Consider the following 14,485-nt stretch of genomic DNA (forward strand, 5'->3'; position numbering starts at 1 on the left):
ACGAAGCGGGTGGCGCCGGAATGCCTGCCGCTCGCGCCGGAAGGTCACGCCCCCACCGCGTCGCGCCTTGCTATCTCGTAGTCTTCCGTATGCACGAGCACGCCGTCGCCGGTCACCAGCGCTATGCCGTAGGCCGCCGGCTCGTCCACCGAAAGAGATGCGTCCGCCGTGTCGAAGGGCATCGGCTGCTGGTGCACGGGGCTTTTGAAGATCGAGAAGGGAATGCCGCGACTGGAGCCGCTGATGGTGCGGTGAACATGACCGGCGAAGATATGACGAACATTGCCGTGCCGCTTCACCAGGGCGTAGAAGTCGTCTTCGTTGATGAGGCGGATCATGTCCATACCGGCAAAGCCGCTGACATGCGGCGGGTGGTGCATGAAGACGAGCGCCGGCCGGCCGCCGGTCTCTTCGAGTTGCCGGCCGAGCCACGCAAGCCGCCTGTCGCATAGGTGACCGGCGTGACTCACCGGATAGTCGTAGGGCGGTGCAAACAGCGTATCGAGCAGGATCGCGCGGCAATCGGGGAAATCGAGCACCTGCTGGACGAAGCCGTTCGCGTCGGTCGCCGTTTCGGCGAAGACGTCGAGAAACACTTCGCGCCGGTCGTGATTGCCGATCATGAGCGCCGCCGGTGGGGTGAGTTCGCCGAGAAGGGCCTTCAGCCGCTCGTAGGAAGCGCGGTCCGCCCGATGCGTCAGATCGCCGGCGAAGATCACCCGGTCGGCATCCGCATGATAGCGGTTGACGTGGGCGATGCCGTTTGCGAGCCGCCGATACGGGTCCAGCCCGATGATCGTCTCGCCTTCGGGCACCATGTGGAGGTCGGAGAAAATGATGAGCTTCGTCATGTGCGTCCCGCGTTGATGTCTCACGGGTCACGCTCCTGCGCCTGCTCGCAGGCGTCAAGCGGCATTTTCGGGCGGGTCGGACCTATGCGGAAGACCGGACTGCCGCCCCCATCACTGCAACCGGTCCGCGGTTGCCTGCGCGAAGCGCCGGACGGTCAGCAAATCGCCGGAGGACTTACCGGCCATGCCGCGCTCGGCGAGGAGATGGGCATAGCTTGCCATTGCCAGAGCGTGGCCGTTCGCGGCGGCTTCGGCGAGAATTCGTGCCGACTGCAGCTTCTGTCCAGCCCTGTCGAGAACGCGTGCGAGCTGGAACTGCGTCCGGGCGCCGCCGTTCTGATTATAGGCCTCGCGGCAGGCGGAAAGCGCCACTCCGATGCGGATGTTCTGCGTCGCAACGGCCGGGAAAGCCCTGTTGCGTTCGGGATCGAATTCGCTACCGGCCTCGCGGTCGCATTGCTCGGCGGCGGTGAGATCGCTTGCACGCGCCGCGGACGGCATGGTCGCGAAGAGGGGCAGGAGCACGGCCGCCGCAAGCAGATGATACAGGCCGGTGCGAAGGCTCGATTCAACGTATTTCGTCATGGTGCGCTCCCTCTTGCCCGCACATTCTAGGGTCGCTCCGACCCGGTATCTGTTCCGCGGGAAACAGCGGCGAAGGCGATGAAACGGTGAGTTCAGGCAGACCCCAAGATGCGCCTTGCATCGGGCACGCCTCGGTCTATCCTCGTCAGGAGCCGGAGGCCGAACAGGGAGCGCTGCGAAACCCAGCGGAGAAGCCGATGCGGCAGTTCGACGTGAGGAGACGGATCTTTCTTGGCGGGGTGTTGCTTGCCGCCGTATCGGGCGGCCGTTCGACGGCAGCAGCTCCGGTCGTGGGCAAGGCCGCAAAGATCCGCGGCAACGTCCGCCGTCGGCAGGGCGGGGACGAGGAACGGCTGGCGATCGGCGGCGCGGTTCTCGACAAGGATTATGTCCTGACGAGCAGCAACAGCTTCGCCGATCTCGCCCTCAGCGAAACGCGTATCCTGCTGGGGCCGCAAACGGAACTCCTGATCGACAGCTACATCGCCGGCCAGGGCGGGACGCTGGAGCTGGGACTGGGCCGGATGGTCTTCGACCGGCCCGAAGGCTTGCCCAAGACGGACGTCGCGGTGCGCACCGCCTTCGGCATGATCGGCGTTCGCGGAACGAAATTCTTCTGCGGCCCGAGCCGAGCGGCGTTCGCGGTCTTCGTTGAACATGGCGTGGTGTCCGTTCAGGGCGGCGGCGTTACACGGACAGTTGCGGCCGGCCAGGGCGTCGATATCAGCCGCCCGGGCGCCGCTCCCAGCGAACCGACGCGCTGGGGAGAGGTGCGGATTCGTCAGGCCTATGCGAGCGTCGGGTTGAGGTAGGGGCGATGGCCGGCATCCCGCGCTGCGGTGGCTGTCCTCATTCCGCTCGAAGGTGCTTGTTCAGCTCATTGCTCGCTACCGTAAACAGCTCCATCGATCCGAAGCCTCTGATATCGTGGCGTCCAAGGGATCTGAGCGCCGCTTTCGACTGCGCAGCCGCCGCCGGGCCGATGCAGATGGCGGTGCCGAGAAACTTGTTCGCCTCCTGAAGGCGAGCGGCGAGGTTCACCGCATCTCCATGGGCGGTGTAGTCGAGCTTCCCTCCGGCGCCCACCTCTCCCAGTACCGCCGGCCCGGTTTCGATGCCGATGCGCGTCCTGCCGAAACCGTGTTCGGCAAATTGCGCACGTCTGCGCATCTCCTCGGTCAGTACATGGATCGCCGCGGCGCAGCCGATCGCCTTGTCTACATGGTCGGGCAGGTCCTCTGGCGCGTTGAAGAGAGCGTGGACGGCATCCCCGACGACCTTGTCGACCATGCCGCCATGCCCGGCGACAAGCGCGTTCACCTCGGCGAAATAGACGTCGAGCAGGGCCACGAGTTCGCGGGGAGCAAGCTTTTGCGAAAGTGTCGAGAAACCCTCGATATCGGTGAAAAGCGCCGTCACCGGGCGTTCCTCGCCGGCCATGCGCCCGCGATCGGGCTCGTCTATGTAGCGCGCCACCACGGACTGCGGCAGATATTGCGAGAATTTCCGCCGGGCGATCGCCTCTGCGCGCCGCGTGCGCGCAAACTGCAATGCGCTGGTGACGACGAGCACCGCAACCAGTGCCAATGATGTGCCGACCGCGTCGAAGAGCCAACCGGTGGAGGCATAGATCGCACCGGCAAAGGCGATGACGGCGAGCACCGTCGCAGCGCCCAGCATAAGGGATGCCATCGGGCGAAGCCTGGTTGCTGCATATGCTGCGGCGACTCCCGCTGCGAAGGCGAAGACCGCCTCGATCAATGGCAGATTGCTGCCGCGGTAGGGCACGAACCCCGTCATGATCGCATTGGCAACATCAGCGTGGATCTGAACCGACGGCTGGAGCGGCATGGAGGCGGTGGGCCGAAGGCCGCCAAGGCTCGGCATGCTGCTGCCGATCAAGACGAGCCTTCCCGCCAAACGACCTTTCTCCAAGCGACCGGCGAGGATTTCGGCCGCAGAGACCGTGCGGGCGGCGATCGCCTCCTCGGAACTTGCAGGGAAGCGCAGGTTGCCGTTCTCGTCGAGGGGGATGATCGCGTGATCGAGCCTCAGCCAGGCGGGTTCTCCGCCGAGAACGGGCGTACTGCTGTCGGCGGCAAGCCGCCCCGCTTCGATGCCGAGCGCCGGGTAGGCATCGTTGCCAAGTATGGCGAAAGCCTGAACGCGCCGGACTCGCGCGTCTTCGTCGCCGACGAGAAAAGCCGCCGTCGCAGCCCTCGCCCGGTCCATGAAGGCCGGGCAAGAGGTCTCTGCCCCTTCGATAAACCACTGCGCGGGGACGGCCAGCTGGCGCCGGAGGGCCAGAGGCGGCACTGGGCGCGGCCGTTCGAGAACGCGGTCGGCCGCCAGGAAGCCGAGGGCCGCGGGTGCCCTGCCGATCGCCGCGGCGAGCGCGGCGTTTGCGGGCGAAGCCGGGTCGCAGGCGGAACTGAAAACGAAATCGACGGCGATCGTCTTCGGCCCGGCCGCGGCCAGGCGTGTAATCAGATCGGCGGTTGCGGCCCTGTCCCAGTTGCCGCCATGCGCTTCATAGGCCTTGCGATCGACGTCGACGACGATGATGTCGGGCGACCTCGGCGAGGGGACCCATTGGGTGAGATTATCGAAAAAGAGCTCACGCTGGGTGTCGAGGATGGTTCCGGCAGAGAGATAGAGCAGCAGCGCCACGGCGAGGCTGGCGATGATCCCTCCGGAAAGCGGGGTTATGCGGTGATGCATCCTCGGCCTTACGCTCAACCGCTCCAAGTTTTTGAAACCGCCCGCTTTCAGGCGAGCGGCATCAATCCTCCTCCGGATCGGCGATGCTCAGCAGGCGGCCGACATTGCAGCAGATGATGCCGTCCGCGCGCTTGATCGCGCCGCTCTCCTCCAGCGACAGGATCGCGCGGTTCACCTTCGGCCGGCTCGCTCCGAGAATTGAGGCGATGTCCGTCTGGCTGAGCGTCAGCCGGAGATTGGCGCTTTGCGGCATCTCGCTGCCGTGGATCTGGCGAAGCGTCGCCAGGAAGAAGCGGGCGACGCGGGCGTTGAGATCGTAGAGCGCGATGGTTTCCAGCCGGTCCGTCGTGTCGCGCAATTGCGCGCAGAGAAAGCGGATCACCGCTTCGGCGGTCCTCGGCCTTTGCGTGATGAGGGCGAGGAAATCCTTCTTGCCGATCACATAGCCTTCGGCGTTGGTGACGGCCGTCGCATCCGCTGATCGCGGCTGTCCGTCGAGCAGCGCCATTTCGCCGAACAGCGCCCCTGCCTCGTGCTGCCGCAACATGAGTTCGCGGCCTTGCGGCGTGAACAGCGAAAGCTTGATGCGCCCGGAAACCACCACGATCATGTAGTCGCCTTGGTCGCCGCGTTGGAAAATGACCGTGCCCGCGGACCATTTGCGATAGCTGGCGATGCCCGAGAGCTCGCACAGGGTTTCGCTGTCGAACTCTTCGAATATAGGGAAGGACCGCCAGAAGGCGGAACTCCGGATGACTTCAGCCATTGCGGTTACCCCTGCGTTCCCCTTTACGCGTCGGGGAGTTTTGACTCTGTTGCCTCATCTTGCAACAGAAAAGCGCTCGATCGGCCGACCGAAGCCAAAGCGGTAAGGCATCAGTTGACGACGAATCGATTCCGTCTCTAGATTGTGAACGATCTGTCGCCGGGTGGGCGGCTAGAGGATTTCGAAAATCTTGTTATCTCTGCTGCCAACACGTTTTCCAACAGGAGCCTTGCGCATGTCCCAGAATGTCATCGTGCTCATCGGGCGCATTCTTCTCTCGATCATCTTCATCACCTCCGGCTTCGGCAAGCTCACCGACCCGTCGGCGACGGCCGGCATGATCACCGGTGCCGGTTGGCCAGCCGCAACGGCGCTCGCCTATCTCGCCGGTCTCTTCGAACTCGTTGCCGGTCTTGCTATCCTCGTCGGCTTTCAGACCCGCATCGCATCCTATCTGCTCGCCGCCTTCTGCGTGGTCACCGCCTTCGTCTTCCATAGCGGCGCAATCAACGTCCCGGACTTCCCGCCGGCTGCAAACGGGCTGCTGACGGTCTTCAACCAGATCATGATGATGAAGAACATCACGATCGCCGGTGCCTTCCTGGTGCTGGCAGGCTTCGGCCCGGGCGCGCTCTCGCTCGATGCCCGCACCGGAAACACGGTCGCCGCTTAACGCAGGCACCCCTGATCGAGAAGAACCCGCCGGCTCGCCGGCGGGTTCTTTGTTTAGGCGTCACGTTCTCCAGGATAGATGACGCCCTTGCGCAGGATGACGTTGCCGAAGAGCCGCGGCTCGCTGGTCTGCACCACCGCATGAGCAGCCTTCACCCGCTGATAAAAATCCGCTCCGAGCAAAGGAACGACCGGCTGTGTCGGCTCATGTTTCCGACAGCAGGCGATGATGTCCCGATGCACCGGGTCGAGCGCATCGCGGTCCTGTTTGACCGTTGCCCGAAAGATCGCCTCCGGCACGAAATCGTCGATCGGCAGGATGCTCAAGACGGCGTCGAGCACGGGGACAAGCGGGTGCCCGTCCAGCCGGATGAGCCGGCGCGCGTGCTCCAGCCCGGGATAGTTTCCGTCGACAAGTGCAATCTCGTCGCCGTGCCCCATCGCTCTCAATGTGGAGAGAAGCTCCGGGCTCAGAATGGGGCTTATTCCTTTCAGCAACGGTCAAAGCTCCTTGAAGAGGACATTGGTGTCCAGAAGATAGCGGGAGAAGAGCGGCAGGCTTGCGCCGCCGATCGCGCGGGCGTGACTGCCGACGGTGCCTTCGACGAGGTCCGGAACCGTGACGCCCTGCAGGTCGAGCGTCTGGAGGGCCTTGCGCGTCGCGGCAAGAAGGCGCGCCCGCACCCAGGGCGGAAAGCCGCCGTCGATCACGGCCGCCGAAAAATCGACGACGGAAACCGCGGAGACGACGGCTTGTGCAAGCGCCGCCGCCGCATCCTGGATCCATATTTCGAGCGGCTCGCCGAAATCGATCCAGTCGTCGGCCGAGTACCAGAGCGGCTCCGGGTCGATGCCGCGTTCGCGTAGCAGCTTTTCCAGGACGAAGACCGAGGCGATTTTCAGCAACTGCGTCGACTTGCCGTCCTTGCCGGCGACAGGCAGCGGGCCGACCGCGCCGGCGGTGCCGGTTCGGCCGGAAAAGAGGGCCGAGTTGATCACGACGCCGCCGCCGATAAAGGAGCCGATATAGAAATAGACGAAATCGGGGTAACTGGCGCCGACACCGAAGGCGAGTTCGGCGCCGCAGGCGCTGGTTCCGTCGTTCTGAAGGAACACCGGATGCCGGATGCGCGAGGCCACCGCCGCCTGCAGGTCGAAATCACGCCACCGGTCCATCTCTTCGCGCGGCGCGCCGACCTCCTCCGACCAGTTCCACAACTCGAACGGCGTAGCGATGCCGACGCCGGCGATGCGGCCGCGCTCGCCGGCGTCAAGCTGCCCCTCGAGCTTGCCGATGCCCCCGACGATGAAGCTGACGATCTCCTCGGGGAGCGGATAGGTATGGATCTGATGCAGGTGCAGCCGAATGGTGCCGAGGAAATCCATCAGCACCAGATCGGCACTGCGCCGGCCGATCTTCACGCCGAAGGAATAGACCGCATCCGGATTGAGCCGCATGGGGATGGAGGGCTGTCCGACGCGGCCGCGCACCGGCGCGCCGCGGACGAGCAGCCCGTCGGCTTCGAGCGACCGCATGATGACGGAGGCGGTCTGCGCCGATAGACCGGAGCGGCGCGCGATCTCGGCCTTGGACAAGCTGCCGTGACGGCGCACCAGCGACATGACCAGCCGTTCGTTATAGGCGCGCACGCGCGTTTGATTGGCCCCGCCGCTCGGGTCGACCACATCCGGCTGAGGCGGCCCCGTATAGGGGCCATCTGTCAGTGACATGCCACCGTTTCCTCCCATTGGTACCGTACGGTTCCTCCCCGATCCGGGTACGGCCATGCAGTACCTAAAGCTTTACCGCGACCGCACCCTGATCGCGGCGCCCTGACGCCGCTCGGTTCGCGTGGGCCTGTCCGCATTCGGCCCGCGATTGTCAATGCCCGATCCTCCCGATTGGACGGAAGCGACATTACGCGCAGAATGCCACAACGAGATAATAATTCAATTTGATTTATTTATTGACAGGCTGGATTTTTGGTGCTTGATTGACCGTCGGAAGCGCCGTCTGCAGCCGAGGAGAATGCTGCAGCGGGTCCTGAAAGCCGGCGCGCCGGCATTTTTCATCCTTGGGAGGATTTAATGAAGAAGACAGTTCTTTCTGCCGCATTCGGCGCGCTCGCCATGGGCGTTGCTTTCGCATCGCCCTCGCAGGCAGCCGACGTGTCGGCATGCCTCATCACCAAAACCGATACCAATCCTTTCTTCGTGAAGATGAAGGAAGGCGCGGCCGCCAAGGCCAAGGAACTGGGCGTCACCCTGAAGTCCTATGCCGGCAAGATCGACGGTGACTCCGAAAGCCAGGTCGCTGCGATCGAGACCTGCATTGCCGATGGCGCCAAGGGTATCCTGATTGCCGCCTCCGATACCCAGGGTATCGTGCCCCAGGTCCAGAAGGCACGGGATGCGGGCCTTCTGGTCATCGCGCTCGACACGCCGCTCGAACCCCTCAATGCCGCCGACGCCACTTTTGCGACGGACAACCTGCTCGCCGGCAAACTCATCGGCCAGTGGGCGGCCGCAACGCTCGGCGATGCCGCCAAGGAGGCCAAGGTGGCCTTCCTCGACCTGACGCCGTCGCAGCCCTCCGTCGACGTGTTGCGCGACCAAGGCTTCATGATCGGTTTCGGCATCGACCCCAAGGACCCGAACAAGATCGGCGACGAGGATGACCCGCGCATCGTCGGCCACGACATCACCAACGGCAACGAAGAGGGCGGCCGGACCGCGATGGAGAACCTCCTCCAGAAGGATCCGACCATCAACGTCGTCCACACGATCAACGAGCCGGCCGCCGCCGGCGCCTATGAGGCGCTGAAGTCCGTCGGCCGCGAGAAGGACGTGCTGATCGTTTCCGTCGACGGCGGCTGCCCGGGCGTCAAGAATGTCGCCGAGGGCGTGATCGGCGCGACGTCGCAGCAGTATCCGCTGATGATGGCGGCGCTCGGCATCGAGGCGATCAAGAAGTTCGCCGATACGGGCGAGAAGCCTACGCCGACCGAAGGCAAGGACTTCGTCGACACCGGCGTCGCGCTTGTCACCGACAAGCCGGTATCCGGCGTCGAGTCGATCGATACCAAGACCGGCATGGAGAAGTGCTGGGGCTGATCGGCCACGCGCACAGGCGTGAGGGGAAGGGCGGCCCCGGCCGCCCTTCCCGCAAGTGCCGAGGTCTTTGACAAGGCATCGAAAACCTGCGCAATTTTCAGGGCGGGGCGAGGAAAGCGCGAGGTGCTTCTTGCCCGCGTTCCGCTCTGGCTTCTCAGAACCGATCGCGGCGCAAGCGGGATTGTCGTCGAGCGTTCTGAGGCTCGCCGCTTCGACCGGTGGGCCGCGCATCCTGCAGCAATGCACCCCCTCTTGAGCGGGGTTCACGGGAGGAGTCCCCATGGGCGAAACAAACACGGCCGCACAGCCATCCCAGGAATTCGAAAAGGTCCTGGCCGACAGTTCGACGGACGTAGCGTCTTTCGACGCACATGATAAGACGCTGCTTCAGAAGCTGCAGCACTTCCTGCATTCGAGCCCGGCCGCGGTGCCGCTGATCGTGCTGGTTCTGTCGCTGATCGCCTTCGGGGTCATTCTCGGCGGCAAGTTCTTTTCCGCCTTCACCATGACGCTGATCCTGCAGCAGGTGGCAATCGTCGGCATCGTCGGTGCCGCTCAGACGCTCGTGATCCTGACCGCCGGTATCGATCTTTCGGTCGGCGCCATCATGGTGCTCTCATCCGTTATCATGGGGCAGTTCACCTTCCGCTACGGCTTCCCGCCGGTGCTCTCCGTCATCTGCGGTCTTGGGGTGGGGGCGCTCTGCGGCTACATCAACGGAACGCTCGTCGCGCGGATGAAGCTGCCGCCCTTTATCGTCACGCTCGGCATGTGGCAGATCGTGCTCGCCTCCAACTTCCTCTATTCCGCCAATGAGACGATCCGGGCTCAGGACATTTCCGCGAATGCCCCGATCCTGCAGTTCTTCGGCCAGAACTTCCGAATCGGCAATGCCGTCTTCACCTACGGCGTCGTGGTGATGGTGCTCCTCGTCTGCCTTCTTTGGTATGTCCTGAACCGCACGGCCTGGGGGCGCTATGTCTATGCCGTGGGCGACGACCCCGAGGCTGCAAAGCTCGCCGGCGTCAACGTCACGCGCATGCTCATCTCCATCTATACGCTCTCCGGTCTCATCTGCGCCCTTGCCGGCTGGACCCTCATCGGCCGCATCGGCTCCGTCTCCCCGACAGCGGGGCAGTTTGCGAATATCGAATCGATCACCGCCGTGGTGATCGGCGGCATCTCGCTCTTCGGCGGCCGCGGCTCCATCATGGGCATGCTCTTCGGCGCGCTGATCGTCGGCGTCTTTTCGCTCGGCCTGCGCCTCATGGGCACCGACCCGCAATGGACCTATCTCCTGATCGGCTTGCTGATCATCATCGCCGTTGCAATCGACCAGTGGATCAGAAAGGTAGCAGCCTGATGGCACAGGAACCCATTCTCACCGCCCGCGGCCTCGTCAAGCGCTATGGCCGCGTGACTGCCCTCGATCGCGCCGACTTCGACCTCTATCCCGGTGAAATCCTGGCCGTTATCGGCGACAACGGCGCCGGCAAGTCCTCGATGATCAAGGCGATATCGGGCGCCGTCACGCCGGACGAGGGCGAGATCCGGCTGGAGGGCAGGCCCATCCAGTTCCGCTCGCCGATGGAGGCGAGGCAAGCCGGCATCGAAACGGTCTATCAGAACCTCGCTTTGTCGCCGGCATTGTCGATCGCCGACAACATGTTCCTCGGCCGGGAAATCCGCAAGCCGGGAATCATGGGCAAGTGGTTCCGCTCGCTCGACCGGGCCGCCATGGAAAAGCAGGCGCGGGCGAAGCTCTCCGAGCTCGGTCTGATGACCATCCAGAACATCAACCAGGCGGTCGAGACGCTCTCGGGCGGACAACGCCAGGGCGTCGCGGTGGCACGCGCCGCCGCCTTCGGTTCCAAGGTCGTCATCATGGACGAGCCGACTGCGGCGCTCGGGGTGAAGGAAAGCCGGCGCGTGCTGGAGCTGATCCTCGACGTGCGTCGCCGCGGTCTGCCGATCGTGCTGATCTCGCACAACATGCCGCATGTCTTCGAAGTCGCGGACCGGATCCATATCCATCGTCTCGGCCGCCGCCTCTGCGTCATCAATCCCAAGGATTACACCATGTCCGATGCGGTGGCCTTCATGACCGGCGCGAAGGAGCCGCCGCGCGAGGCGATTGCGGCATGAGCGTCAAATCCCTTGCGGATGAAATCCTGAAGCGGGCGGTCGTTTCCGGCCGCTTCATCGTCGCCATCGCCGGTCCGCCCGGCGCAGGCAAGTCTACGCTTTCCGAAACGCTTGCGGAGGCGATCACGCAGGCGGGCGAAAAGGCGGCGGTGTTGCCCATGGACGGGTTTCACATGGACAATGCCGTTCTCGAAGAAAAAGGGCTGCTTGCCCGCAAGGGGGCACCCGAGACCTTCGACGTCCGATCCTTTCTCGCAACGCTTGCTGCCGTGCGCGCCGATGACGGCGAGGTTCTCGTTCCGGTCTTCGACCGCTCCCGGGAACTGGCGATCGCCTCGGCGAGGATCATCGCGCCCGAGACGCGTATCGTGCTTGCCGAGGGCAACTACCTGCTGCTGGAGGAAGCGCCCTGGAACGGCCTCGACGGCGCCTTCGATTATTCGATCTTCATAGATCCGGGTCTGGAGGTGCTCGAGCGGCGGCTCCTGCAGCGCTGGTACGATCACGGCTATGACGAAGACGCGGCGCGCAGCAAGGCCTATGGCAACGACCTGCCCAATGCCCGCCGGGTCCTCGACAGCCGCAGGCCGGCGGATGTCGTGATCAGGGACTTTTAGAGTGCTCGGCATTCGTCCCGCAGTTTCCGGCCGCGGACTGCGGTGACCTTTCGAATCGCCATTGTCTTCGGCGGCGCAATGGTGTTATCGAGGCGCGGTTTCACCACATGAGTTGCCGCCCTTCGAGCGCACCGGTACGCCTGATGCCGGCCGCGCGGATCGGGCGCGAGCATCGGGAGAACGCTGATATGCAAGACCTCGTTATACGCCGCCCTGATGATTGGCATCTTCACCTGCGCGACGGCGGCATGCTTCGCGGCGTGATCGCCGATACGAGCCGCCATTTCGCGCGTGCCATCATCATGCCCAATCTGGTGCCGCCGGTGCTGACTTCGGCCGATGCGGCCGCCTATCGCGAGCGCATCCTCGCCGCCATTCCCGCAGGGGACCGGTTCGAACCGCTGATGACGCTTTATCTTACCGAGGGCACCGATCCGGGCGATGTGGAAGCCGGGTTCAGGAGCGGCCTCGTCAAGGCGGTCAAGCTCTATCCGGCCGGCGCCACCACCAATTCGTCGAGCGGGGTCCGCGATATCGACAAGGCCATGCCGGTGCTCGAGCGCATGGCCGAGATCGGCCTGCCGCTCTGCGTCCATGGCGAGGTGACGACGGCCGAGGTCGATATTTTCGACCGTGAGGCAGTCTTCATCGAAACCGTTCTCGACCCGCTCCGCCGGCGACTGCCCGATCTCCGGATCACCATGGAGCATGTGACGACGAAGGACGGGGTCGATTATATCCGGGAGCACGCGGCCAATCTTGCCGGCTCCATCACCACCCATCACCTGATCATCAACCGCAACGCCATCCTCGTCGGCGGCATCAAGCCGCATTACTACTGTCTGCCGGTAGCGAAGCGCGAGGCGCATCGGCTGGCGCTTCGCCAGGCCGCGATCTCGGGCGACGTCCGCTTCTTCCTCGGAACGGACTCTGCCCCGCATGTCGACCCGCTCAAGGAATGCGCCTGCGGCTGTGCCGGCATCTACACATCGATCAACACCTTGAGCTGCCTCGCTCACGTCTTCGAGGAAGAGGGCGCGCTCGACCGGCTGGAAGCCTTCACCTCGCTGAACGGCCCAGCCTGGTACGGCCTGCCGGCAAACGAGGAAACGATCACGCTGCACAAGCAGGAGGAGACCGTCCGCTATCCCGCCAAGATCGAAACCGAGGCCGGCCCGGTCACGGTCTTCGACCCGATGTTTCCGCTTCATTGGGCCGTCGTCCAGCCCTGATTGCAGAAGGAGAATCCATGTTTTCGAATGCGTTCACCGATAAGGCGGTGATGGCCGACCTGGTCGCGAAGATGCTCTGGGAAATCAAGGCGGTGCATTTTCGCGCCGACGAGCCCTACAAGCTCTCTTCCGGCATGGCGAGCCCGGTCTATATCGACTGCCGCAAGCTGATCTCCTATCCGCGAATCCGTTCCGCGGTGATGGATTTCGCCGCTGCGACGATCCTGCGCGAAGCCGGCTTCGAGCGGTTCGACGTGGTGGCCGGCGGCGAGACTGCCGGCATTCCCTTCGCAGCCATGCTTGCCGAGCGTCTCGGCCTGCCGATGATCTACGTGCGCAAGGCGCCGAAGGGACATGGCCGCAACGCCCAGATCGAAGGCCATATGCCGGAGGGCGCGCGCGTCCTGGTCATCGAGGATCTGACGACCGCCGGCGGCTCGATGTTCAAGTTCATCGACGCGATCCGCGCGGCCGGCGGCGTCGTCGAGCACGGCATCGCGCTTTTCTACTACGACATCTTTCCGGAAGCCCGCGGCGACATGAAGTCGAAGGGCGTCGACCTGCACTACATCGCCACCTGGCGCAACGTGCTTGCCGTCGCGCGCGAACTGGCGCTGTTCGACGATAAGACGCTGAACGAGGTCGAAGCCTTCCTCAACGCTCCGCTCGACTGGTCGGGCCGTAACGGGGGCGTCAGCGCGCTCGCGGTCCAGTAGCGAAGGGCTTGGCGCGATTTGCCGGATCGATGAATATGTTTGGGGAGGAATGGACATGATCGTTTGCTGCGGAGAGGCCCTGATCGACATGCTGCCGCGGGAGACGACGGCGGGCGAAAGCGCCTTTGCGCCCTATGCGGGCGGCGCGATCTTCAACACGGCCGTCGCGCTCGGCCGGCTCGGCGTCCCCACAGGCTTCTTCACCGGCCTCTCGGACGATATGTTCGGCGACATCCTTCGCTCGACGCTTGAGGCCTCGAATGTCGATTTCGCTCCCTGCGCCACGCTGCCGCTGCACACGACGCTCGCCTTCGTGAAGCTCGTCGACGGGCATGCGAGCTACGCCTTCTTCGATGAGAACACGGCCGGTAGGATGATCACCACGGAGCACCTTCCGGCGCTCGGAGATTTCTGCGAGGCGCTGCATTTCGGCGCGATCAGCCTCATTCCCGAGCCCTGCGGCTCCACTTACGAGGCGCTGATGGCGCGGGAGCACGAAAAACGGCTGATCTCCTTCGATCCGAATATCCGCCCCGGCTTCATCAAAGACCGGGGGGCGCATGTCGGACGCATGAAGCGAATGGCCGCCATGTCCGATATCGTCAAGTTCTCCGACGAGGACCTCGCCTGGTTCGGCATGGAGGGCAGCCACGACGCGCTCGCGGCCGAATGGCTGAAACGCGGCCCGAAGCTGGTGCTGATCACCCGCGGCGCGGACGGCGCGGTCGGTTATACGGACGGCCACAAGGTCGAGGTCGCGAGCGAACGGGTCGAGGTCGTCGATACTGTCGGCGCGGGCGACACTTTCGACGCCGGTATACTGGCGTCGTTGAAGTTCAACGGCCTCCTGACCAAGGAGAAGGTGGCAAGCCTGACCGACGAGGCCATCCGTCAGGCCCTGACGCTCGGAGCGAAGGCGGCGGCCGTCACTGTTTCGCGCGCAGGCGCCAACCCGCCCTGGCGGCACGAACTCGGGCTGTGAGGTCGGTGCCGGCCACGCCGGGTCTCGGCGGGTCCAAGCAGCACGCGCGGCCGTCTATGCCCGCTCTGGCTTCCTCCATCTCCC

At 64.4% G+C, this 14,485-nt stretch carries 15 protein-coding genes; 9 read left to right on the plus strand and 6 right to left on the minus strand.

Annotation, left to right across the window (positions count from 1 at the left end; all coding sequences use genetic code 11):
• Nucleotides 1-44: 44 nt before the first annotated feature.
• Together spdA and BHD07_RS04255 are read right to left on the minus strand one after the other, a co-directional pair.
• Nucleotides 45-851, minus strand: coding sequence for a 2', 3'cyclic nucleotide phosphodiesterase SpdA (gene spdA, locus BHD07_RS04250; protein ID WP_338277916.1), 807 nt, complete (start codon nucleotides 849-851; stop codon nucleotides 45-47).
• A 111-nt stretch (nucleotides 852-962) separates the two neighbouring features.
• Nucleotides 963-1,436 (minus strand): sel1 repeat family protein, encoded by a 474-nt coding sequence (locus BHD07_RS04255; protein WP_338277919.1) that lies wholly within the window; start codon nucleotides 1,434-1,436, stop codon nucleotides 963-965.
• A gap of 197 nt (nucleotides 1,437-1,633) precedes the next feature.
• Here BHD07_RS04255 and BHD07_RS04260 point away from each other — a divergent pair, with 197 nt between their 5' ends.
• Nucleotides 1,634-2,248: a FecR domain-containing protein gene (locus BHD07_RS04260; protein WP_338277921.1), complete on the plus strand. Its 615-nt coding sequence runs from the start codon at nucleotides 1,634-1,636 to the stop codon at nucleotides 2,246-2,248.
• A gap of 37 nt (nucleotides 2,249-2,285) precedes the next feature.
• Here the strand turns inward: BHD07_RS04260 and cyaD1 are convergent, their stop codons facing one another.
• Nucleotides 2,286-4,157 (minus strand): adenylate cyclase CyaD1, encoded by a 1,872-nt coding sequence (gene cyaD1 / locus BHD07_RS04265; RefSeq protein ID WP_338277923.1) that lies wholly within the window; start codon nucleotides 4,155-4,157, stop codon nucleotides 2,286-2,288.
• A gap of 61 nt (nucleotides 4,158-4,218) precedes the next feature.
• Nucleotides 4,219-4,923 (minus strand): Crp/Fnr family transcriptional regulator, encoded by a 705-nt coding sequence (locus BHD07_RS04270; protein ID WP_018094076.1) that lies wholly within the window; start codon nucleotides 4,921-4,923, stop codon nucleotides 4,219-4,221.
• 235 nt (nucleotides 4,924-5,158) lie between these two features.
• On the opposite strand from BHD07_RS04270, the gene BHD07_RS04275 reads away from it, so the two are divergent.
• Entirely contained in the window at nucleotides 5,159-5,596 is a 438-nt protein-coding gene (locus BHD07_RS04275; protein ID WP_018094077.1) for a DoxX family protein, read from the plus strand.
• A gap of 53 nt (nucleotides 5,597-5,649) precedes the next feature.
• On the opposite strand, the gene BHD07_RS04280 is transcribed toward BHD07_RS04275, so the two are convergent.
• Nucleotides 5,650-6,093, minus strand: coding sequence for an RbsD/FucU family protein (locus tag BHD07_RS04280; RefSeq protein WP_338277927.1), 444 nt, complete (start codon nucleotides 6,091-6,093; stop codon nucleotides 5,650-5,652).
• 3 nt (nucleotides 6,094-6,096) lie between these two features.
• Nucleotides 6,097-7,326: an ROK family transcriptional regulator gene (locus tag BHD07_RS04285; RefSeq protein WP_018094079.1), complete on the minus strand. Its 1,230-nt coding sequence runs from the start codon at nucleotides 7,324-7,326 to the stop codon at nucleotides 6,097-6,099.
• 357 nt (nucleotides 7,327-7,683) lie between these two features.
• Between BHD07_RS04285 and BHD07_RS04290 the strand changes: the two genes are divergently transcribed.
• The 7 genes from BHD07_RS04290 to BHD07_RS04320 all read left to right on the plus strand — a co-directional run bounded on the left by BHD07_RS04290 (nucleotide 7,684) and on the right by BHD07_RS04320 (nucleotide 14,401).
• Entirely contained in the window at nucleotides 7,684-8,709 is a 1,026-nt protein-coding gene (locus tag BHD07_RS04290; RefSeq protein ID WP_018094081.1) for a sugar ABC transporter substrate-binding protein, read from the plus strand.
• Nucleotides 8,710-8,989: 280 nt separating this feature from the next.
• Complete coding sequence (locus tag BHD07_RS04295; RefSeq protein ID WP_018094082.1) at nucleotides 8,990-10,072, plus strand: ABC transporter permease; 1,083 nt, start codon at nucleotides 8,990-8,992, stop codon at nucleotides 10,070-10,072.
• Nucleotides 10,072-10,854 (plus strand): ATP-binding cassette domain-containing protein, encoded by a 783-nt coding sequence (locus tag BHD07_RS04300; protein WP_018094083.1) that lies wholly within the window; start codon nucleotides 10,072-10,074, stop codon nucleotides 10,852-10,854. Before BHD07_RS04295 ends, BHD07_RS04300 begins: the two co-directional genes overlap by 1 nt.
• Nucleotides 10,851-11,471 carry a nucleoside triphosphate hydrolase gene (locus BHD07_RS04305; RefSeq protein WP_018094084.1) on the plus strand — a complete coding sequence of 207 codons (621 nt, stop codon included), beginning with the start codon at nucleotides 10,851-10,853 and terminating at the stop codon, nucleotides 11,469-11,471. Before BHD07_RS04300 ends, BHD07_RS04305 begins: the two co-directional genes overlap by 4 nt.
• Before the next feature lie 188 nt (nucleotides 11,472-11,659).
• A complete protein-coding gene (pyrC, locus tag BHD07_RS04310; RefSeq protein WP_100669700.1) occupies nucleotides 11,660-12,703 on the plus strand; it encodes a dihydroorotase in 1,044 nt (347 codons plus the stop codon).
• Between the two features lie 17 nt (nucleotides 12,704-12,720).
• Nucleotides 12,721-13,419, plus strand: coding sequence for an orotate phosphoribosyltransferase (locus BHD07_RS04315; RefSeq protein ID WP_100669699.1), 699 nt, complete (start codon nucleotides 12,721-12,723; stop codon nucleotides 13,417-13,419).
• A 55-nt stretch (nucleotides 13,420-13,474) separates the two neighbouring features.
• A complete protein-coding gene (locus BHD07_RS04320) occupies nucleotides 13,475-14,401 on the plus strand; it encodes a carbohydrate kinase family protein (protein ID WP_100669698.1) in 927 nt (308 codons plus the stop codon).
• Nucleotides 14,402-14,485 lie beyond the last annotated feature (84 nt).

Source organism: Sinorhizobium sp. KGO-5 (assembly GCF_036245905.1).
Lineage (GTDB): Bacteria > Pseudomonadota > Alphaproteobacteria > Rhizobiales > Rhizobiaceae > Sinorhizobium > Sinorhizobium meliloti_A.